A 19,803-nucleotide genomic window follows, 5' to 3' on the forward strand; every position below is an offset into this window, starting at 1 on the left:
CGTCACAGCGGGAGGAGACCCATGACGAAAATCGTTGCCGTGACGGCCTGCCCTACGGGAATCGCGCATACCCACATGGCGGCCGAGGCGCTGGAAGAGACCGCGCGGCTTGCGGGTCATGACATCCGGGTCGAGCGGCAAAGCGCGCAGGGCGTCGAGCGCGCCCTGACCGCAGACGAGATCGCTGCGGCCGACGTGGTCCTGATCGCGGCCGACATCCATGTCGATGCGGTGCGCTTCGCGGGCAAGCCGATCTGCGCGACCTCGACCAGCCGGGCGATCCGCGACACCGCGGGGGTGATCGACGCGGCGCTGGCCGCGCTGGCCGACGCTCCGGCGCAGGAGACGCCCGCTGCCGCATCCGCACCCGCTGCCGCCGCGCCTGCCGGGCTGAAGGTGGTGGCGGTGACCTCCTGCCCCACGGGCATCGCCCACACCTTCATGGCGGCCGACGGGCTGAAGAAAGCGGCCCAGGCGAGGGGCTACGAGATCGCGGTCGAGACCCAGGGCTCGGTCGGGTCCCAGAATGCCCTGACCGAGGCGCAGATCGCCGAGGCCGATCTGGTGGTGATCGCGGCCGACACCCATGTGGATGACACCCGGTTCCGGGGCAAGAAGGTCTACCGCACCAGCGTCGGCGCCGCGGTCAAGCGGGCGGCGGAGGTGCTGGACGAGGCGCTGGCCGAGGGCGAGATCCTCGGCGGGGCCGGGGCGGGCGAGGCGGGCTATGCCGACACGGTCCGACAGGCCAAGGCCGCGCGCAAGGCCTCGCAGGGCACTGGCCCCTATCAGCATCTGCTGACCGGCGTGTCCTACATGCTGCCCATCGTGGTCGCCGGCGGGCTTCTGATCGCGCTGTCCTTCGTCTTCGGTATCAACGCCTTCGAGGAAGAGGGCACGCTGCCCGCCGCGCTGATGTCCATTGGCGGCGGCGCGGCCTTCCAGCTGATGGTGCCGGTGCTGGCAGGGTTCATCGCCTATTCCATCGCCGACCGGCCCGGCCTGACGCCGGGGCTGATCGGCGGCATGCTGGCGATCAACCTTCAGGCGGGTTTTCTGGGCGGCATCGTGGCGGGCTTTCTGGCGGGCTACACCGCGCGCTGGCTGCGCGACACGATCCGGCTGCCGCAGACGCTTGAGGGCCTCAAGCCGGTGCTGATCCTGCCGCTGCTGTCTACCCTGATCACCGGTCTCGTGATGGTCTATGTCGTCGGCACGCCGGTCGCCGCGATCCTTGCGGCGATGACCGATTTCCTTCAGGGGCTCGGCACCACCAACGCGCTGGCCTTCGGGCTGATCCTCGGCGGCATGATGGCCATCGACATGGGCGGACCGATCAACAAGGCGGCCTATACCTTCGCGGTCGGTCTGCTGACCTCGGAAACCTATGCGCCGATGGCAGCGGTGATGGCGGCGGGCATGACGCCGCCGCTGGGCCTCGCGCTGGCCACGCTGGTCGCGCGCAACCGGTTCAGCCCCGAAGAACGCAAGGCGGGCGGGGCGGCTGCGGTGCTGGGGCTGTCCTTCATCACCGAGGGCGCCATTCCCTTCGCCGCCAAGGACCCGACCCGCGTCATTCCGGCCATCGTGGTGGGCTCGGCCATCACCGGCGCCCTGTCGATGCTGCTGGGCTGCAAGCTGGTGGCGCCCCATGGCGGGATCTTCGTCCTCGCGATCCCGAATGCGGTAACGAACCTCGTCGGCTATGCCGTCGCCATCTTGGTGGGGACGCTGGTCACGACGGCGCTGCTGGCGGTGCTGAAGCGGCCCATCGCCCGGCAGGCTTCGTCACCGGCCTGAGTACCTTATGGCCCGCCGCACTCGACCGATCGCCGTCATGACTGAGCGGTTTGGACCTCCGCCGCTTCACGAAAAGCGGTGACGATCTGGGTGAGGCGCGCACGCGCCCCGCTGGCGGATGCTGCGGGGACCGAAGCCTTGCTCGAATCGGACAGCCAGCGCGATCACCCGAGCTTCCTCGAAGCACCGGCGAAGGTCATGGACGGCTGAAAATGAGGGGGTTCTTTGCGGCTTGAGATTTCGAAAATCTCCAAGCCCTTGATTTTATTGGTCGGAGTGAGAGGATTCGAACCTCCGGCCCCTGCCTCCCGAAGACAGTGCTCTACCAGGCTGAGCTACACTCCGACCGCGTGACGGGGGACTTAACGCGGTCCGCAGGCTTTGGCAAGAGGTCATTCCGGGGTCTCTTCGACACCCAGAAGCACCGGGTCCGGGGCGACTCCGGCGCGGTCGGTGGCATGAAGCGCGGGCTGGTTTTCCGAGACCTGCGCGCGGCCTTCGCGCAGGAACACGATCGAGCCGCTGGTCGCGATCACGGCCGCGCCGATCAGCGTGGCGGCATCCGGAATCTCGTCGAAGACCAGATAGCCGATCAGCACCGCCCAGATCATCTGCGAATATTGCATCGGCGCCACCGTCGCCGCCTCGGAGGCGCGATAGGCGTTTATCATCAGCCACATGGCGCTCAGCGCCCCGATGGCGACCAGCGCCATGGCGCCCAGATGGGCGACCGGCATCGGCCGGTAGACGACCGGCAGCAGGCAGCCCATCAAGACCACGTTGGCCAGGAGCGGATAGAGCAACAGCACCACGCTGCGTTCCTCGTTGCCGATCTTGCGCACGATCACCGAGACCAGCGCGCTGCTGCCCGCCGAGATGAGGGCGGCGAGATGGCCGAAGCTCAGGTCCGACGTGCCCCAGGGGCGCAGCACGATCAACACGCCGATCAGCCCCAGCACCACCGCCGCCCAGCGCCGGGGGCCGACTCGTTCGCCGAGGATCGGCACCGAGAGCGCGGTGATGATCAGCGGTGTCGAGAAGATGATCGCGTAGGTTTCGGCCAGGGGAATCGCCGAGAAGGCATAAAACGCCATCAGGATGTTCAGCATCACCGCGACGGTGCGCAGCGCGGTCCAGCCCGGGCGGCGCGGCCAGAGGCTGCCGCCCTCGCCCTCGCGGATCAGGATCAGCGTGATCAGCGGAAAGCCCAGAAGCGCGCTGAAGAAAAGGATCTGGATCGCGTCGTAATGGGCGCCGAGCCCCTTCACCACGGCATCGTGGCAGGAATAGACGGCGAAACCTGCCAGCGCGAACCCCGCGCCCCGGGCAGTCGATGCGGCCATGGGACATGCTCGTGAGAGACTTGCCCGACCACCCTTCGGCATTTGCCGTCAGGGTTCAAGCCCGGTCGCGCCGGGGCCGATGGCAGGGCGCGCCCGGGACGCGCCCTGCCATCGGCCGGATCAGAGGCTCGCGTCGAGCGCGGCGAGGATCGCGTCGCCCATCCGCGAGGTCGAGACCGGGGTGCCGCCCTCGGCCCCCATCAGATCGGCGGTGCGGACGCCGTCTGCCAGCACCTTCTCGACCGCCTTTTCCAGACGGGTCGCCTCGGCGCCTTCGTCGAAGGAATAGCGCAGCGCCATGGCAAAGCTCAGGATGCAGGCGATCGGGTTGGCCTTGCCCTGACCCGCGATGTCGGGGGCCGAGCCGTGAACGGGTTCGTACATCGCCTTGGGCCGGCCGTTTTCCATCGGTGCGCCGAGGCTGGCCGAGGGCAGCATGCCCAGCGAGCCGGTCAGCATCGCGGCCACGTCCGACAGCAGGTCGCCGAAGAGATTGTCGGTCAGGATCACGTCGAACTGTTTCGGCCAGCGGCAAAGCTGCATGCCGCCCGCATCGGCGTACATGTGGCTGAGCTCGACATCGGGATAGCTTTCGTCATGGACCTTCTGGACCACCTCGCGCCAGAGGATGCCCGATTCCATCACATTGGCCTTCTCCATCGAGCAGACCTTGTTGCCGCGCTTCCGCGCCAGCTCAAAGGCCGAACGCGCTACGCGGTCGATCTCGGCTTCGGTATAGCGCTGGGTGTTCAGGCCGACGCGCTGGCCGCCTTCCTCGATGATGCCGCGGGGCTCGCCGAAATAGATGCCCGAGGTCAGCTCGCGCACGATCATGATGTCGAGCCCCGAGACCACGTCGCGTTTCAGCGACGAGAAATCGGCCAGCGCGTCGAAGCATTGCGCGGGGCGGAGGTTGGCGAAAAGATCCATCTCCTTGCGGAGCCGCAGCAGGCCGCGCTCGGGCTTCAGGCTGAAATCGAGTTTGTCGTATTGCGGGCCGCCGACCGCGCCCAGAAGCACCGCGTCGACCTCTTGCGCCTTGGCCATGGTGGCATCCGACAGCGGCTTGCCATGGGCGTCATAGGCCGCGCCGCCGACCAGATCCTCGGTCACGTCGAACTTGAGGTCGCGTTTCGTGCCGTACCAGTCGATGATCCGGTGGACCTCGGCCATCACCTCGGGGCCGATGCCGTCGCCGGGCAGGATCAGAAGCGTGTTCGTCATATGCGGATGTCCTTGTCGTGAAGGGTTGAAATCGGGGTAGCGGGCCGGATTTGGCCCGTCAAGGCAGGGCGAGATCCGCCCAGACGAGGCGGTGGCGCGAGGCCGTGCGGACCGTTTCGGCCAGCGGGCCGGCGGCGGGCCAGAAGACGCCCGCGCCGGTGACGGGGATCGCGGCAGAGGGCAGAACGTAATCGACGCGCAGGTTCCCGGGGCTGTTGTCGTCCCATTCGGCGGTGTCGCGGGCCGGCACGCCCCGCTGGGCGGCGTTGGCGCCGGTTTGCGGCGCGGCGGCGGCGCCCGCGCTTTCGGGCAGGGGATCGGTCAGGCGCGGATCGGCCAGGAAGGCCCGCATCGCGGCGCTGCGCCCGTGGCCATCCTCGGGGTCGAGATTGGCATCGCCCAGAACCACAAAGGGGCCATCGGGCGGCGGCAGATCCAGCGCGCCGTCGAGATAGAGCGTCCAGAGCCGAAGCTCGTCGCGGTTTCGCAGCCCGTTGCGGTCCTCTGGGCCGTCGAAGACGGGCGGCGTGGCATGGAAGGTCAGCAGGTGCAGGACGGTGCCGCCCAGATCGACCGGCACGTCCCAATGCCCGGTGGTCGAGAGGCGCTGCACCGCCTGCGCCTCGGGCGAGGGGAAGGGGGCGCCGTCAGTCTCGGGCAGGGTCGCGCCGGGCAGGTCGCGCCAGAGTAGCGCCGAGAAATCGCGCACCTCTTCGGTCAGGATGGGAAAGCGCGACAGGATCGCCATGCCGTCCTGTCCGGCGAAATAGCCAAAGCCCTGGGCATCGCCCGGCCCGCCCGTGCGGCCGTCCCCGTCGAGATCGAGGCCGCTGCGCAGACCGGTATTGGGGCTCAGTGCAAAGCGATGGGGATAGTCCAGATCGCGGGCGCGCAGCAGATCCGCCAGCGCTGTCAGCGCCAGCCCGTCGAGGTCGTAATCGATCCCCTGCAGCGCGAGGATGTCGGGCCGGGCGGCGGCGATCACCTCGACCACCGCCGCCACCTGGTCGTCCTTGCGCGACAGGATATCGCGCAACAAAAGCCCCGGCCCCTTGCGGGAGAGCTCGGCGTTATAGCTGGCCACGCGCAGATCGGCTGCGGCGGGAAGGGCAAGAAAGACGGCAAGCAGGCCCGGCACGAACGCGGCGGGCCTGCGCATCCGGGTCAGACCCAGGGCCGGTCCTGGGCCATCTTCGACTCGAAGCCGTCGATGGCGGTCGCCTTGTTGAGCGTCAGGCCGATATCGTCGAGCCCTTCCAGCAGGCAGTGCTTGCGGAACGGGTCGACCTCGAAGGCAATCTCGACCCCGTCCGAGGTGGTGATCGTCTGGTTTTCCAGATCGACCGTCATCCGGGCATTGGCGCCCTTCTCGGCATCCTTCATCAGGATGTCGACCTGCTCTTGCGGCAGCGGGATCGGCAGGATGCCATTCTTGAAGCAGTTGTTGAAGAAGATGTCGGCAAAGCTGGGTGCGATCACGCAGCGGATGCCGAAATCCTTGATCGCCCAGGGGGCGTGTTCGCGCGAGGACCCGCAGCCGAAATTGTCGCCCGCGACAAGGATCTGGGTCTCGCGATAGGCGGGCTTGTTCAGCACGAAATCGGGGTTTTCATTGCCGTCCTGATCGTAGCGCATCTCGTCGAACAGGTTCACCCCCAGCCCCTCGCGCTTGATCGTCTTGAGGTACTGCTTGGGGATGATCATGTCGGTGTCGATGTTGACCAGATCCAGCGGCGCGGCGATGCCGGTGAGCTTCTCGAACTTTTCCATTCGTCTCAGATCTCCTAGCGCCTTCCGCGCCGCCCCCGGGGTCCGGTCAGGCGGTCGCGTCAGGCAGGTGTTTCAACATGGCGGGGCCGCCGCGCGGCGATCCCGAAGGCCATCAGCCCGATCCCGTCCAGAAGCAGCTCGAGCCCGACCAGCATCCCCAGAAGCGTGGTGGCCGCGGCGAAGAAGTTCGAGAAGATCAGGACCCCGATCAGGATGGATGCCGCCCCGGTCAGAAGCAGCAGCCAGAAAAGGCCGGTGTCGCGGAAGGTGAAGGACAGCATCAGGCGCATGGCCCCCATCACGACGAAGAGAAGCCCCAGCAGCAGCGTCATCCAGGCCGCGCCGACCAGCGGGTTGATCAGGATCGACAGGCCCGCCAGCAGGAACAGAATGCCGACGAAGCCGTTGAGCCAGCGGTGACTGTCGGGTCCGCCCCGCATCACCGTGATCATCTGGATCAGACCGGCGAGCAGAAAGACGATGCCGACGATCTGGGTGGCCGCGATGGTGGCGGCGAAGGGGTTGGCCAGCGCCACGATCCCGCCGATCAGCAGCACGACGCCGATCAGCGTGTAGATGAGCCAGTTTCTCATGGGAACCTCCTCGATGTGAGAGTTTGTCTCCACATCAACGGTCCGGGCGACCGATGGGTTCCCGCGCACGGACCCCGCCCGACGGCCGCAAGGGCCGCCTGTCTAAGGGGAGGGGTCCGGCCCGTCATTGTCTTCCGCGCCTCCGGTTCAGACCGTTTCGGCCAGCAGTTCGCGCACGTCGGTCAGGTGCCCCGTGACCGCCGCCGCCGCGGCCATGACCGGGCTCATCAGATGGGTGCGCCCGCCCCGGCCCATGCGGCCCTCGAAGTTGCGGTTCGAGGTGGCGGCACAGCGTTCGCCCGGCGCCAGCTGGTCGGGGTTCATGCCCAGACACATCGAACAGCCGGCAAGCCGCCATTCGAAGCCCGCCTCGGTAAAGACCTTGTCGAGCCCCTCTTCCTCGGCCTGCGCCCGCACCAGCCCCGAACCCGGCACGACCATGCCGCGCACGCCCGGCGCCAGTGTCTTGCCCTTCAGGATTTCGGCCGCGGCGCGCAGATCCTCGATCCGGCCATTCGTGCAGGACCCGATGAAGACCGCATCGACCTTGATCTCGGTCAGCGGCGTGCCGGGTTTCAGCCCCATATAGTCGAGCGACCGGCGCGCGGCCTCGACCTTGCCGCCCTGGAAGTCCCCGGGCGCGGGCACGGTGCCGGTGATCGGCAGCACGTCCTCGGGCGAGGTGCCCCAGGTCACCACGGGGGCGATGTCCTCGGCGCGGATGGTCACGACCTTGTCCCAATGGGCGTTGTCGTCGGATTTGAGCGTCTTCCACCAGGTCAGCGCGGCTTCCCATTGCGCGCCCTTCGGCGCATGGGGGCGGCCCTTGACGTAGTCGAAGGTGGTGTCGTCGGGCGCGATCAGGCCCGCGCGCGCGCCGCCCTCGATCGCCATGTTGCAGACCGTCATCCGGCCTTCCATCGAAAGCGCGCGGATCGCTTCGCCGCAATATTCGATGACATAGCCGGTGCCGCCCGCGGTGCCGGTCTTGCCGATCACCGCAAGGGTGATGTCCTTGGCCGTGACGCCCGGCGGCAGGGTGCCGGTGATCTCGACCTTCATGTTCTTCGACTTCTTCTGGATCAGCGTCTGGGTGGCCAGAACATGTTCGACCTCGGAGGTGCCGATCCCGTGCGCCAGCGCCCCGAAGGCGCCATGGGTCGCGGTATGGCTGTCGCCGCAGACAACGGTCATGCCGGGCAGGGTCCAGCCCTGTTCGGGGCCGACGATATGCACGATCCCCTGCCGGATATCCGAGACCGGGTAATAGACCACGCCGAAATCGCGCGCGTTCTTGTCGAGCGCCTCGACCTGGATGCGGCTTTCCTCGTTGTCGATCTTCGTCTCGCGCCCTTCGGTGGTGGGCACGTTGTGATCTGGCACGGCGATGGTCTTTTCGGGCGCGCGCACGGTGCGGCCCGACATCCGCAGGCCTTCGAAGGCTTGTGGGCTCGTCACCTCATGCACGAGATGGCGGTCGATATACAGAAGGCAGGTGCCGTCCTCGGCCTGGTCGACCAGGTGGGCATCCCACAGCTTGTCATAGAGGGTCTTGCCGGTCATGGAATTCTCCGCGGCTATGTCACTTGGCAAATGGAGAAACGGGTGCTGACGCCGCCTCAAAGGCGGGCGAGCACCGATCGGGTCGCGCCGAAGAATCGCCAGGGCAGGCGCGCGCGGTCGTCCATGTCGAAGACGCGTTTCATGCCGCTGGGATACTCCTTTGCCCCGCGTCGATCAAGGGCATGCGCTTGCCGGCACGTCGCTTCGTGGTCTTCATCTTGGCGGGCCGGAGGTATGGTCACCTATATATGGGGTAAAAGCCCAAGATCTATTGATTTACGTAAGGGAATACATCATCGTTCTTCTGTTATCCAGAGAGGTGATCCGATGGCTCCGAAGACAGTGAACAAGAGCGCGAAGACCGGGCAGTTCGTTTCGAATGCCAAGGTCAGGTCCGCTCCCGCGACAACTTATAAGCAAACCGTGGCGCCGAAAGGCAAGAAGGGCAAAAACTAGTCCCGGATCAAACGGTTTCGCTCTGTTCGGGGCGAGGAAATCCAAGGGCGGCCTGACTGCATGAGGCGTTTGGTTTTCCGCCTTCCTGACCTAATCTTGGGGAAAGGAGGCCCGATGGAGAGCGATCCGACTCCGATCCTGCAGGAATTGCAGGCCTTGGCCGAGCAGGGCAGGGGTTTCTTCCAAAGCCTGACCCGGCCGGGCTGGCGGCTTTATCAGATCGGCATCCTGCTGGGGCTGTTTGCGCTGGCCCAGCTGGGCGCCTGGGCGCTTTACGGACGGCTCTACGGCTGGCTTCGGGCGCGCGAGGGCTGGCCGATGTGGCGGTTCCGCACCGGGCTGATCCTGCTGCGGCGGCTGCGGATCATCCTGCTGGTCATCCTTGCCTGGGTCACGGTCTGGGCCATGCGCGAGGTGACCTGGCCCTCGCGCAGCTATCTGGTGGCCATCGGCGCGACGCTGGCGACGGCCTGGCTGTTCGTGGGGCTTGCCGCGCGGCTGGTGCGCAACCCCTTTCTGCGGCGCCTCGTGACCTGGGGGCTCTGGGTCTATGTCACGCTTTATGTCGTCGGCCTGACCGAAGAGGCGGCGGCGCTGCTCGACTCGGTCCGGCTGGGCATGGGCGATCTGCAGCTTTCGGCGCTGACCCTGCTCAGGGCCGCGGTGGTGACCGGCGTGCTTTTCACCGGCGCCCGGCTGATCGCCACCACCTCGGCGGCCCGCATCCGGCGGGACGACGACATCTCGCCCTCGATGCGGGTGCTGATCGTCAAGCTCTTGCAGCTATGCCTTTACGGCGCGGCGGTGTTTCTGGGGCTCAAGCTCGCGGGCTTCGACCTGACCGGGCTGGCGGTGCTGTCGGGCGCCATCGGTGTGGGCCTGGGCTTCGGGTTGCAGAAGGTTGTCTCGAACCTCGTCTCGGGCGTCATCATCCTGCTCGACAAGTCGGTCAAGCCGGGCGACGTGATCTCGCTGGGCGACACCTTTGGCTGGATCAACGCGCTGGGCGCACGCTATGTCTCGGTCGTCACCCGCGAGGGCAAGGAATACCTGATCCCGAACGAGGATCTGATCACCAGCCAGGTGGTCAACTGGTCCCATTCCAACGAATTTGTCCGGCTCGACATCTTTTTCGGCACTGCCTATGCGGACGACCCGCACCGGGTGCGTCGGCTGGCGGTCGAGGCGGCGGCCAGCGTGCCCCGGGTGCTGGCCGACAGGCCGCCCGTATGCCATATCGTGGGCTTCGGCGACAGTTCGGTCGACTACATCCTGCGGTTCTGGATCGTCGATCCCAGCGAGGGCCTGACCAATGTCCGGGGCGCGGTCTTTCTGGCGCTCTGGGACGCGTTCCAGGCCAACGACATCACCATTCCCTTCCCGCAGCGCGAGGTGAAAATCCTGCCCGGCAGCCGCCTCGCCGCCGCTCCGCCCGACTGACAGCCCCCCGTTCCGCCAAAGGAGTCCCGTCCGATGCCCCGTCCCGTTCGTTTGTCAGGCCCCGTCTTTTTATCAGGTCTCGCCCTGGCCGCGACCCTGGCCGCAAACCTCGTCCGCGCCGACAGCTATCGGGGCTATCCCGAGGTGCCCTACCGGGCCGAGCGCCAGATGGGCGCCGTCGAGCTGCGCCACTATCCCGCCCGCACCATCGCCGAGGTCATCGTCGACGGGACGCGCTTTGCCGCCATAAATCGCGGCTTCAGCGAGCTGGCCCATTACATTTTCGGCGAGAATGCGGCGGGCGAAAAGATCGCCATGACCGTGCCGGTGGGCCAGACCCGGACCGATCGTGGCTGGGCAATCCGCTTTACGATGCCCGAGGACGCGACGCCTGAGACCCTGCCCGAGCCGACGAAATCCTGGGTCCGGCTGCGGCGTCTGCCGCCCGAAACCCTTCTTGTCCTGCGCTTTTCCGGCCGCGCCACGGCCGAGAAGCTGAACGCCGCCGGGCGCGATCTGGTGGCCGAGGGCAAGGCGCGGGGCCTGCACCTGACCGGGCCCGCCCGGCTGATGTTCTACGACGACCCTTTCACCATGCCCTGGAACCGGCGCAACGAGGTCGGCTACCTTGTGGCGCCATGACGCCGCTCCGCCTGCAGCGCGCATTGAGATTTTAACCCAGGGATGCTAGATATGACCTATGCCCAGCGCCGGGGCACCGACGGCGCGCCGCGTAGGAGGACAATGTCCTGTCTCACAATCTTGAGGTGGCCTTTGACGGGGCCGCAGCAATGGCAGCGATGAACGCGCTGCTTCCGGATGTGTCGAGTGAAGAGCTCCTCGATCGCATCCTCGCCTCCCTCGACGACGACAAGGCCGAAGACGTGGTCCGTATCGACCTGCGCGGCAAGTCCAGCGTGGCCGATTACATGGTCATATGTTCCGGCCGTTCGACCCGGCAGGTCTCGGCCATCGCCGAAAAGCTGAAGGACCGCCTCAAGGAGGATCTGGGCCGCAGCTGCAAGATCGAGGGGAAGGATCAGGGCGACTGGGTGCTGATCGATGTGGGCGACGTGATCGTGCACGTCTTCCGTCCCGAGGTCCGCGAGTTCTACCAGCTCGAGAAGATGTGGATGCCCGCCGGCGCGATGAACTCCGCCCGCGCCTGATGCGCGTCCATGTCTGCGCCGTGGGGCGCCTGCGCAAGGGCCCCGAGCGCGACCTGATCGAGGATTACACCGCCCGGTTCGACCGGACCGGCCGGAGCCTCGGGCTCGGCCCGCTGACCTTCGCCGAAGTCGAGGACCGCAAGGGCGGCGGCCCGGCCGCCGAGGCGGCGCTTCTGGACCGCGCCCTGCCGCAGGGCGCTGCGATCTGTGCCCTCGACGAACGCGGCCGGACCCTCGCCTCGCCCGATTTCGCCGATCTGCTGGCGCGCTGGCGCGATGCCGGCCGGGGGGATGCGGCCTTCCTGATCGGCGGCGCCGACGGGCTCGATCCGGCTCTGGTCGCCCGGGCCGACGCGGTGCTGTCCTTTGGGCCGATGGTCTGGCCCCATATGCTGGCCCGTGCCATGCTCAGCGAACAACTGTACCGCGCCGCCAGTATCCTTGCCGGTCTGCCCTATCACCGCGTCTGATCTTCTTCTTGGCCCAAATACCCCCTTCCCGCGCCCGCAGGGCGCGGCCAGTGGCCACCGGGATGCCGTTCGGCCGCATTTGCAACTCGCCCCGGAAGCGCCCGTGTGACAGGCTGCCATCGACGGCCGCTGTTGTCCTCTGGCCCCGTGCCTTCTAGAAGGGGCGCAACTGCAGAAGGGTGCTTTTGCCATGACCACACCGAAACCCGTCATTCTGTGCATTCTCGATGGCTGGGGCATCGGCCCCACCCATGACGACAATGCCCCGCTGCTGGCCGAGACGCCCAATTTCGACCGGCTGATGCAGACCTGCCCCAATGCGATCCTGACCACCTTCGGGCCCGATGTCGGCTTGCCGACGGGGCAGATGGGCAATTCCGAGGTCGGCCATACCAATATCGGTGCCGGCCGGGTGGTGGCGATGGATCTGGGCCAGATCGACCTGTCGATCGAGGATGGCAGCTTCTTCCGGCAACCCGCCCTGACCGGCTTCATCGACAAGATGAAGGCCTCGGGCGGCACGGCGCATCTGCTGGGGCTTGTGTCCGATGGCGGGGTGCATGGCCACATCGCCCATATCCTCGCAGCCGCCCGCTGCATCGCCGAGGCAGGCGTCCCGGTTGCCATCCATGCCCTGACCGACGGGCGTGACGTGCCGCCGCAATCGGCCGACCGCTTCATCCCCGAACTTGCAGAGGGCCTGCCCGAGGGCGCGCATATCGCCACCGTGATCGGGCGCTATTATGCGATGGACCGCGACAATCGCTGGGAACGGGTCAAGCTCGCCTATCACGCCATGGCCAACGGCCTTGGCGAAGAGGTCGCCAGCGCCGAAGAGGCCGTGCAGAAGGCCTATGATCGCGGCGAGACCGACGAGTTCATCCACCCCTCGGTGGTCGCGGGCCATGACGGCATCAAGGATGGCGACGGACTCTTCTGTCTCAATTTCCGGGCCGACCGCGCCCGCGAGATCCTGCGCGCCTTCGCCCAGCCCGATTTCGACAGTTTCGATACCGGGACCCGGCCGCAGCTCGCCGCGCTGCTGGGGATGGTCGAATATTCGGTCGAGCACAACGCCTGGATGGACACAGTCTTTCCCAAGCGCAAGATCGTCAACACCCTGGGCGAATGGGTCGCCAAGCAGGGGCTGACCCAGTTCCGGCTGGCCGAGACCGAGAAATACCCCCATGTCACCTTCTTCCTGAACGGCGGCAAGGAAGCGCCCGAAGTGGGCGAGGACCGCTTCATGCCGCCAAGCCCGAAGGTCGCGACCTATGACCTGGCGCCCGAGATGTCGGCCGAGGCGGTCGGCGACAAGCTGGTCGAGGCCATCGGCAAGGGCTATGACCTGATCGTCGTGAACTTCGCCAATCCCGACATGGTCGGCCATACCGGCATCCTGTCGGCGGCCATGAAGGCTTGCGAGGCGGTGGACCGCAATCTCGGCCGCGCACTCGAGGCGCTTGCGGCGGCGGGCGGTGCGATGATCGTCACCGCCGATCACGGCAATTGCGAGACCCTGATCGACCCGGCGACGGGCGGCCCGCATACCGCGCATACCCTGAACCCGGTGCCGGTGATTCTGGTCGGCGGGCCCGAGGGTGCGCGGCTTCGCAACGGGCGGCTGGCCGATCTGGCGCCGACCGTTCTGGAGCTGATGAACCTGCCGAAACCGCCCGAGATGACGGGCGAAACCCTGATCGGCGTGTGAGACAGGCGGCGTGAGACAGGCAGGCGGCCCGTTTCTCGCCCTTCTGATCGCCGGGGCCGCGCTGGCGGCCCTGTCAGTCCCGCTCTGGCCGACCCCGGCCCTGGCCCAGACCGCCGATCCGGCCGAGACCGCAGAGGCTGCGGCCGCGGCGCTGCGGGACGCCGCCGACCGGCTGCAGGCCGCGGGAGGTGCCCGCGACCGGGTCGCCGCGCTTACCGAAACCGTGCGCGCCTATGAACAGGGCCTTGCCGCCCTTCGCGAGGGGTTGCGGCGCGCCGCGGTTCGGGAACAGACCATCGCCGCCGTGCTTGATGCCCGGCGCGAGGAGATCGCCCAGCTTGTGGGCGTGCTCTCCAGCATCGAACGCAATCCCGAGGCGCTGGTTCTGCTGCACCCGACCGGGCCGCTTGGCGCCGCGCGGGCGGGCATGATGCTGGGCGAGGTGACCCCGGCGCTGCAGGCCGAGGCCGAGTCGCTGCGCGGCCAGCTGGACGAGATCGCGCTGATCCGGGCGCTGCAGGAAAGCGCGGCCGACGATCTGGCGGCGGGGCTTTCGGGGGTGCAGACCGCGCGCACCGAACTGAGCCAGGCCATCGCCGACCGCGGCGACCTGCCGCAGCGCTTTTCGGCCGACCCCGAGCGTCTGGCCCATCTGGCCGACAGCAGCGAGACGCTTGACAGCTTTGCCGCGGGGCTGTCCCAGGTCGGCGGCACCGCCCCCCAAGACAGCGCCCCGCCCGCCTTCGAGGCGCTGGAGGGCCAGCTGCCGCTGCCGGTCGAGGGCACGCTTCTGCGCGGCTTCGAAGAGCCCGACGCGGCCGGGATCGTCCGGCCGGGCCTGGTGCTGGCGACCCGGCCGCTGGCGCTGGTGACGACCCCGGTCGCGGCCACGATCCGCTATCGCGGGCCGCTGCTCGACTACGGAAATGTGATGGTGCTGGAACCCGCCGAGGGATATCTGCTGGTGCTTGCCGGGATGGCGCAGGTCTATGGTGCCGAGGGTCAGGTGCTTGCCGCCGGCGCGCCGGTCGGTCTCATGGGCGGTGCCGATCCCAACACGGCCGCGTTTCTGGACGCGGCGGCAGAAGGCGGTGGCAATGACCGTCCGGAAACGCTTTATATGGAACTGAGACAGGGCGGCAGCCCCGTGGACCCTGCGCCGTGGTTCGCGCGACAGTAAGGATTGAGGACGTCGATGAAGAAATTCGTGGTTGCCGCATTGGGCGGTGTGGTCGCCGGAACGCTCGTCGCCACCCAGGTGGCCGGGCCGCTTCTGGCCGATGAGGCCAAGTCGAACAGCTCGGTCTACGAACAGCTCGATCTCTTCGGGGACGTCTTCGAACGGATCCGGTCGCAATATGTCGAGGAGGTCGACTCGACCAAGCTGATCGAGGCCGCGATCAACGGCATGCTGACCTCGCTCGATCCGCATTCGAGCTATCTGCCGCCGAAGGACTTCGACGACATGCAGGTTCAGACCCGCGGCGAATTCGGCGGGCTCGGGATCGAGGTCACCCAGGAAGACGGGTTCGTCAAGGTCGTCTCGCCGATCGACGGCACCCCGGCCGACGAGGCTGGCATCGAGTCGGGCGACTTCATCACCCATGTGAACGGCGAAAGCGTGCTGGGCCTGACGCTTGACGACGCGGTCGAGATGATGCGCGGCCCGGTCGGAAGCGAGATCGTCATCACCGTCGTGCGCAAGGGCGTCGACGAGCCCTTCGACGTCACCATCACCCGCGACACGATCAAGCTGACCGCGGTGCGCTCGCGGGTCGAGGGCAGCACGGTCGTGCTGCGCGTCACCACCTTCAACGACCAGACCTATGCCAATCTCGAGGAAGAGTGGAACAAGTCGGTCGAGGAACTGGGCGGCATCGAGAACGTGACCGGCGTGGTGCTCGATCTGCGCAACAACCCCGGCGGGCTTCTGCCGCAGGCGATCAAGGTGTCGGATGCGTTCCTCGACGCCGGAGAGATCGTCTCGACCCGGGGCCGCAACCCGCAGGACAGCGACCGCTACAACGCGACCAAGGGCGACCTGACCGGCGGTCTGCCGATGGTGGTGCTGATCAATGGCGGGTCGGCCTCGGCCTCGGAAATCGTGGCGGGCGCGCTGAAGGACCATCGCCGCGCCATCGTGGTCGGCACCCGCAGCTTCGGCAAGGGGTCGGTCCAGACCGTGATGCCGCTGAAGGGCGAGGGCGCGATGCGGCTGACGACGGCGCGCTACTACACGCCCTCGGGCCGCTCGATCCAGGCGCTGGGCGTCGCGCCCGACATCGTGGTCGAACAGCCGCCGCGTCCGCCGGTGACGGAGGAAACCGAGGATCAGCCTGCCAGCGCCGCAGCGCGGACCCGGTCCGAGGCCGATCTGCGCGGGGCGCTCGACAATGACAGCATGACCGAGGACGAGCGCAAGCAGGCCGAGGAAGAGCTGGCCAAGGCCGAAGCCGCCGCCAAGCTGCGCGAAGAGGATTACCAGCTGGCCTATGCGGTCGACATCCTCAAGGGCCTGTCGGCGCTCGACCCCGAGCACAAGTGACACGAAAGGAGGGGGCCGGGTCGCACCGGCCCCAAAGGCACGACATGAGTCCCGAAGAGATCGAGAAACTTCCCTATCGCCGCGGCGTCGGCGCGATGCTGGTCAATGGCGCGGGCAAGGTCTTTGTCGGCCAGCGCAAGGACTGGGCCGAGCCCGCCTGGCAGATGCCGCAGGGCGGGATCGACAAGGGCGAAGAACCCGAAGAGGCGCTGTTGCGCGAACTTTGGGAAGAGACCGGGGTGACCGCCGATCTGGTCGAGATCCTCGCCCGGACCGCCGACTGGGTCGATTACGACCTGCCGCCCGAATTGCTGGGCCGGGTCTGGAAGGGCAAGTATCGCGGGCAGAAACAGCTTTGGTATCTGCTGCGCTATCTGGGCCGCGACGATCAGGTGAACATCGAGACCGAGCATCCCGAGTTTTCGGCCTGGACCTGGCTCGACCCCGACGCGCTTGTCGATCACATCGTGCCGTTCAAGCGGACGCTGTACGAACAGGTGGTGGGCGAGCTGGCGCCGCGCATTCCGTCGCAGGCGGGGGCCATCTGACCCCTTTCCCTTGACCGGGGCGCGGCGCGCGCCCAAGTTGGCCCCGACCGTCCGCGTCCCGTGGGCGAGCGGAGCCTTGATGCTGGAGCTTGTGTAAGGACGCCCTCTGATCGTCGGAGGGCTTGAGATCGACCCGGAGGGCCAGGAGCCCTCGCGGGCCTTTCGTTTGCCTTGCACAGGAACTTCCATGAACATCTCGAAACGCGAACAGCGCGTGCTGCACGTGCTAGCTCAGGGTGGGCGCATCGTCCATGACCGCCCCGAGGCGGGCGGCAAGATCGTGGCCATCACCTGCTTTACCCGCGACGGGCTGGTCCTGTCGGATTGCGACCTCGACGTTTTCGGCCGGCTGCGCCGCCGGCGCCTGATCGAGTCGCGCAATGGCGGCCCCTATCGCATCTCGCATCGCGGGCGGCTGAGCGTCCGGGCCCAGCCCGACAACCGCTAGACCGGGTCCGGGCCGCCGGGGTCAGTGCCCCGTCGGCCCGGGCCGCACCAGGGTTTCAAGCGCCGCGCGCAAAGGCGCCGCCAGCGGGCTGGGGCGCCTCGTGGCGGCATCGACATAGACATGCACGAAGACGCCCTCGGCCGCGGCGGTATCCTCGTCATTGCGAAACAGCGCGATTTCGTAGCGAACCGAGCTGCGGCCCAGATGCGCGACCCGGATCCCCGCCGTCACCAAGTCGGGAAAGGCCATTTCGGCATGGTAGCGGCAGCCGGTTTCGACCACGAGCCCGATCTGGGCGCCGCCCCGGATATCAAGCACGCCCGCCTCGATCAGCCAGCCGTTCACTGCTGTGTCGAACAGCGCGTAATGCACGACGTTGTTCATGTGGCCGTAGATGTCGTTGTCTTCCCAGCGCGTCGTCAGGCTGCGGAAGGCCGCGAAATCGGCGCGGCGGGCGGGGGGCAGTCGGTCGGCCATGGGGCGCGGTCCTTTCAGATCGTGCGGCCGCCATCGACCTCGAGGATCACCCCGGTGATGAAATCGGCCTCGTCCGATCCGAGATAAAGCGCTGCATTGGCGACGTCACGCGGTTGGGACAACCGCCCCAGCGGGATCGTTGCGATGAAGCGTTCGCGGTTTTCGGGGGTGTCCGGCACGCCCATGAACTGTTCCAGAAGGCCGGTCACGCCCATCACCGGGGCGATGCCGTTGACCCGGACGCGGTCTGGCGCCAGCTCGACCGCCAGCGAGCGGGTCATCAGGTTCACCGCGCCTTTCGAGGAATTGTACCAGGTCAGCCCGGGCCGGGGCCGGATGCCCGCAGTCGAGCCGACATTCAGCATCACCCCTCCGCCCTGCGCGCGCCAGATCGGCACGCAGACCTTGGTCATGTGAAAGATCGACAGCACGTTGATGTCGTAGATCTTGCGGAAAGTGGCCTCGTCGGTCTCCATCAGCGGCTGGTTGCGGTTGGTCCAGCCCGCGTTGTTGACGACGATGTCGAGCCGCCCGAAGGCCTCCTGCGTGGTGGCGACAGCGGCCGCGACCTCGTCGCCCTTCGAGACATCGCAGCCGATGGCCAGGGCGTTCTCGCCCAGCTCGCTGGCCACCGCCTTGGCGCGGTCGCGGTCGATGTCGACCACCGCCACACGGGCGCCCTCGCGGATATAGGTCTCGGCGATGCCCCGCCCGAAGCCCGAGGCCGCCCCCGTCACCAGTGTCGCCTTGCCGTCCAGTCTCATTCAGATCTCTCCGTTCCTAGATTGGCCTCAGCCATGGTGCGTCACGATGGTCTTGAGGGTGGTGAAATCATGCAGCGCGGCAAAGCCCTTCTCGCGGCCATGCCCGGATTTGCGCCGCCCGCCGAAGGGGAGTTCCACCCCGCCGCCCGCGCCATAGCCGTTGACGAAGACCTGGCCGCAGCGCATCGCCTTGGCCACCCGCTGCTGGCGCGCGCCGTCGCGGGTCCAGACGGAGGCGACAAGCCCGTAATCGGTGCCGTTCGCGATGGCGATGGCCTCTGCCTCGTCCTCGAAGGGGATCACGCAAAGGACCGGGCCGAACACCTCTTCCTGCGCGATCCGCGAGCCCGGGTCGCAGGGGCCGAAGACCGCGGGCGCGACGTAAAAGCCGTGTTCGGGCGTTCCGGGCGCGATGCGGCCCCGGGCGATCAGCGGTGCCCCGGCATTGGCGATATAGGCCTCGACGCGGGCTTTCTGCCGGGCCGAGATCAGCGGGCCCAGCACCGAGTCCTCGCCCGAGTCGGATGCCTCGATCGCCTCGAACCGGGCCTTCAGTCCGGCCACGACCGTGTCGAACACGCCCCGCTGCACCAGCACGCGGCTGCCCGCGGAACAGGTCTGGCCGCCATTCTGGATCACAGCATTCACAAGGACCGGCAGCGCGGCCTCGAGATCGGCATCGTCGAACACGATCTGCGGGGACTTGCCGCCCAGTTCCAGCGTGCAGCCGATGAAGTTGCGCGCGGCCTCGGTCTGGATCAGCACGCCCACCTCGGGCGAGCCGGTGAACGATATGAAGTCGATGCCCGGGTGGCGCGACAGGGCCGCGCCTGCGGTTTCGCCGCGCCCCGTGACGATGTTCAGCGCGCCCGTCGGAAACCCCGCCTCGACCGCCAGCGCCCCGATCCGGAGCGCGGTCAGGCAGGCCTCTTCGGCGGGTTTCAGCACGGCGGCATTGCCCGTCGCAAGCGCGGGCGCCACGGACCGGCCGAACATCTGCGCGGGATAGTTCCAGGGGATGATATGGCCGGTCACGCCATGCGGTTCGCGATGCAGTTCGACATTGTGGCCCTTGAGAAAGGGGATGATCTCGCCATGCAGCTTGTCGGCCGCGCCGCCGTAATATTCGAAATAGCGCGCGGTCACCGCCATGTCGGCGCGGGCCTGCCGGATCGGTTTTCCATTGTCGCGGCTTTCGAGCCGGGCCAGCGCCTCGGCCTCGTCCTCGATCCGGCGGGCGAGGCGCAGCAGAAGGCGCCCGCGTTCGGCCGCGCTCAGGCGGGACCAGTCGCCGCCTTCGAAGGCGGCGCGGGCGGCGGCGACAGCGGCGTCGACATCGTCGGGGCCGCTATCGGCGATCCGGGCGAAGGGCTGGCCGTCGATGGGCGAGATCACCTCCATCGTGGCGCCCGAGGCGGCGGGCTGCCAGACATTGCCGATCAGGTTGGCGGGCTCGGGCAGGGGCAGGTCGGTCTGGTTCAT

General features: G+C 67.5%; 19 protein-coding genes and 1 tRNA gene. 10 read left to right on the forward strand and 10 right to left on the reverse strand.

The window, feature by feature from the left end; genetic code table 11:
- Positions 1-21 precede the first annotated feature (21 nt).
- On the forward strand, positions 22-1,800 hold the full coding sequence (locus C8N38_RS17080) for a PTS fructose-like transporter subunit IIB (RefSeq protein ID WP_108028355.1): 1,779 nt from the start codon (positions 22-24) through the stop codon (positions 1,798-1,800).
- Between the two features lie 268 nt (positions 1,801-2,068).
- Here the strand turns inward: C8N38_RS17080 and C8N38_RS17085 are convergent.
- From C8N38_RS17085 to leuC, 7 genes are all read right to left on the reverse strand, one after another.
- Positions 2,069-2,145 (reverse strand) — tRNA-Pro (locus C8N38_RS17085).
- A 47-nt stretch (positions 2,146-2,192) separates the two neighbouring features.
- Positions 2,193-3,143, reverse strand: a complete 951-nt coding sequence (locus tag C8N38_RS17090; RefSeq protein ID WP_158272376.1) for a DMT family transporter — start codon at positions 3,141-3,143, stop codon at positions 2,193-2,195.
- A gap of 120 nt (positions 3,144-3,263) precedes the next feature.
- Positions 3,264-4,367, reverse strand: coding sequence for a 3-isopropylmalate dehydrogenase (leuB, locus tag C8N38_RS17095; protein WP_108028357.1), 1,104 nt, complete (start codon positions 4,365-4,367; stop codon positions 3,264-3,266).
- A 58-nt stretch (positions 4,368-4,425) separates the two neighbouring features.
- Complete coding sequence (locus C8N38_RS17100) at positions 4,426-5,526, reverse strand: endonuclease/exonuclease/phosphatase family protein (protein WP_108028358.1); 1,101 nt, start codon at positions 5,524-5,526, stop codon at positions 4,426-4,428.
- 5 nt (positions 5,527-5,531) lie between these two features.
- Entirely contained in the window at positions 5,532-6,137 is a 606-nt protein-coding gene (gene leuD / locus C8N38_RS17105; RefSeq protein WP_108028359.1) for a 3-isopropylmalate dehydratase small subunit, read from the reverse strand.
- A 59-nt stretch (positions 6,138-6,196) separates the two neighbouring features.
- The gene (locus C8N38_RS17110; RefSeq protein ID WP_108028360.1) at positions 6,197-6,730 is read right to left on the reverse strand and encodes an HdeD family acid-resistance protein; all 534 of its coding nucleotides are present in this window, start codon (positions 6,728-6,730) and stop codon (positions 6,197-6,199) included.
- 147 nt (positions 6,731-6,877) lie between these two features.
- Positions 6,878-8,293: a 3-isopropylmalate dehydratase large subunit gene (gene leuC / locus C8N38_RS17115; RefSeq protein ID WP_108028361.1), complete on the reverse strand. Its 1,416-nt coding sequence runs from the start codon at positions 8,291-8,293 to the stop codon at positions 6,878-6,880.
- Between the two features lie 570 nt (positions 8,294-8,863).
- Here leuC and C8N38_RS17125 point away from each other — a divergent pair.
- From C8N38_RS17125 to C8N38_RS17165, 9 genes are all read left to right on the forward strand, one after another.
- Entirely contained in the window at positions 8,864-10,189 is a 1,326-nt protein-coding gene (locus C8N38_RS17125) for a mechanosensitive ion channel family protein (protein WP_108028363.1), read from the forward strand.
- A 33-nt stretch (positions 10,190-10,222) separates the two neighbouring features.
- Positions 10,223-10,831 (forward strand): SOUL family heme-binding protein, encoded by a 609-nt coding sequence (locus C8N38_RS17130; RefSeq protein WP_108028364.1) that lies wholly within the window; start codon positions 10,223-10,225, stop codon positions 10,829-10,831.
- Positions 10,832-10,980: 149 nt separating this feature from the next.
- Positions 10,981-11,358, forward strand: a complete 378-nt coding sequence (gene rsfS / locus C8N38_RS17135; RefSeq protein WP_181498069.1) for a ribosome silencing factor — start codon at positions 10,981-10,983, stop codon at positions 11,356-11,358.
- Complete coding sequence (rlmH, locus tag C8N38_RS17140) at positions 11,358-11,828, forward strand: 23S rRNA (pseudouridine(1915)-N(3))-methyltransferase RlmH (RefSeq protein WP_108028418.1); 471 nt, start codon at positions 11,358-11,360, stop codon at positions 11,826-11,828. Before rsfS ends, rlmH begins: the two co-directional genes overlap by 1 nt.
- Before the next feature lie 190 nt (positions 11,829-12,018).
- Complete coding sequence (gpmI, locus tag C8N38_RS17145) at positions 12,019-13,539, forward strand: 2,3-bisphosphoglycerate-independent phosphoglycerate mutase (RefSeq protein WP_108028365.1); 1,521 nt, start codon at positions 12,019-12,021, stop codon at positions 13,537-13,539.
- Positions 13,540-13,549: 10 nt separating this feature from the next.
- Positions 13,550-14,719: a murein hydrolase activator EnvC family protein gene (locus C8N38_RS17150; protein ID WP_425440054.1), complete on the forward strand. Its 1,170-nt coding sequence runs from the start codon at positions 13,550-13,552 to the stop codon at positions 14,717-14,719.
- Positions 14,720-14,734: 15 nt separating this feature from the next.
- A complete protein-coding gene (locus tag C8N38_RS17155) occupies positions 14,735-16,084 on the forward strand; it encodes a S41 family peptidase (protein WP_108028366.1) in 1,350 nt (449 codons plus the stop codon).
- A gap of 44 nt (positions 16,085-16,128) precedes the next feature.
- Positions 16,129-16,632 carry an RNA pyrophosphohydrolase gene (locus C8N38_RS17160; protein ID WP_108028367.1) on the forward strand — a complete coding sequence of 168 codons (504 nt, stop codon included), beginning with the start codon at positions 16,129-16,131 and terminating at the stop codon, positions 16,630-16,632.
- A 187-nt stretch (positions 16,633-16,819) separates the two neighbouring features.
- Positions 16,820-17,080, forward strand: coding sequence for a YjhX family toxin (locus C8N38_RS17165; protein ID WP_108028368.1), 261 nt, complete (start codon positions 16,820-16,822; stop codon positions 17,078-17,080).
- Between the two features lie 21 nt (positions 17,081-17,101).
- Here the strand turns inward: C8N38_RS17165 and C8N38_RS17170 are convergent, their stop codons facing one another.
- The 3 genes from C8N38_RS17170 to C8N38_RS17180 are packed head-to-tail and all read right to left on the reverse strand — an operon-like array spanning position 17,102 to position 19,803.
- Entirely contained in the window at positions 17,102-17,557 is a 456-nt protein-coding gene (locus C8N38_RS17170) for an acyl-CoA thioesterase (protein WP_108028369.1), read from the reverse strand.
- A gap of 14 nt (positions 17,558-17,571) precedes the next feature.
- A complete protein-coding gene (locus tag C8N38_RS17175; protein ID WP_108028370.1) occupies positions 17,572-18,321 on the reverse strand; it encodes an SDR family oxidoreductase in 750 nt (249 codons plus the stop codon).
- A 27-nt stretch (positions 18,322-18,348) separates the two neighbouring features.
- The gene (locus C8N38_RS17180) at positions 18,349-19,803 is read right to left on the reverse strand and encodes an aldehyde dehydrogenase family protein (protein ID WP_108028371.1); all 1,455 of its coding nucleotides are present in this window, start codon (positions 19,801-19,803) and stop codon (positions 18,349-18,351) included.

This window comes from Rhodovulum kholense, from assembly GCF_003053725.1.
GTDB lineage: Bacteria > Pseudomonadota > Alphaproteobacteria > Rhodobacterales > Rhodobacteraceae > Rhodovulum > Rhodovulum kholense.

Coding starts and splice junctions, on each gene's coding strand:
- C8N38_RS17080 (WP_108028355.1), top strand. CDS start 22: ATGACGAAAATCGTTGCCGTGACGGCCTGCCCTACGGGAATCGCGCAT.
- C8N38_RS17090 (WP_158272376.1), bottom strand. CDS start 3,143: ATGGCCGCATCGACTGCCCGGGGCGCGGGGTTCGCGCTGGCAGGTTTC.
- leuB (WP_108028357.1), bottom strand. CDS start 4,367: ATGACGAACACGCTTCTGATCCTGCCCGGCGACGGCATCGGCCCCGAG.
- C8N38_RS17100 (WP_108028358.1), bottom strand. CDS start 5,526: ATGCGCAGGCCCGCCGCGTTCGTGCCGGGCCTGCTTGCCGTCTTTCTT.
- leuD (WP_108028359.1), bottom strand. CDS start 6,137: ATGGAAAAGTTCGAGAAGCTCACCGGCATCGCCGCGCCGCTGGATCTG.
- C8N38_RS17110 (WP_108028360.1), bottom strand. CDS start 6,730: ATGAGAAACTGGCTCATCTACACGCTGATCGGCGTCGTGCTGCTGATC.
- leuC (WP_108028361.1), bottom strand. CDS start 8,293: ATGACCGGCAAGACCCTCTATGACAAGCTGTGGGATGCCCACCTGGTC.
- C8N38_RS17125 (WP_108028363.1), top strand. CDS start 8,864: ATGGAGAGCGATCCGACTCCGATCCTGCAGGAATTGCAGGCCTTGGCC.
- C8N38_RS17130 (WP_108028364.1), top strand. CDS start 10,223: ATGCCCCGTCCCGTTCGTTTGTCAGGCCCCGTCTTTTTATCAGGTCTC.
- rsfS (WP_181498069.1), top strand. CDS start 10,981: ATGGCAGCGATGAACGCGCTGCTTCCGGATGTGTCGAGTGAAGAGCTC.
- rlmH (WP_108028418.1), top strand. CDS start 11,358: ATGCGCGTCCATGTCTGCGCCGTGGGGCGCCTGCGCAAGGGCCCCGAG.
- gpmI (WP_108028365.1), top strand. CDS start 12,019: ATGACCACACCGAAACCCGTCATTCTGTGCATTCTCGATGGCTGGGGC.
- C8N38_RS17155 (WP_108028366.1), top strand. CDS start 14,735: ATGAAGAAATTCGTGGTTGCCGCATTGGGCGGTGTGGTCGCCGGAACG.
- C8N38_RS17160 (WP_108028367.1), top strand. CDS start 16,129: ATGAGTCCCGAAGAGATCGAGAAACTTCCCTATCGCCGCGGCGTCGGC.
- C8N38_RS17165 (WP_108028368.1), top strand. CDS start 16,820: ATGAACATCTCGAAACGCGAACAGCGCGTGCTGCACGTGCTAGCTCAG.
- C8N38_RS17170 (WP_108028369.1), bottom strand. CDS start 17,557: ATGGCCGACCGACTGCCCCCCGCCCGCCGCGCCGATTTCGCGGCCTTC.
- C8N38_RS17175 (WP_108028370.1), bottom strand. CDS start 18,321: ATGAGACTGGACGGCAAGGCGACACTGGTGACGGGGGCGGCCTCGGGC.
- C8N38_RS17180 (WP_108028371.1), bottom strand. CDS start 19,803: ATGAACCAGACCGACCTGCCCCTGCCCGAGCCCGCCAACCTGATCGGC.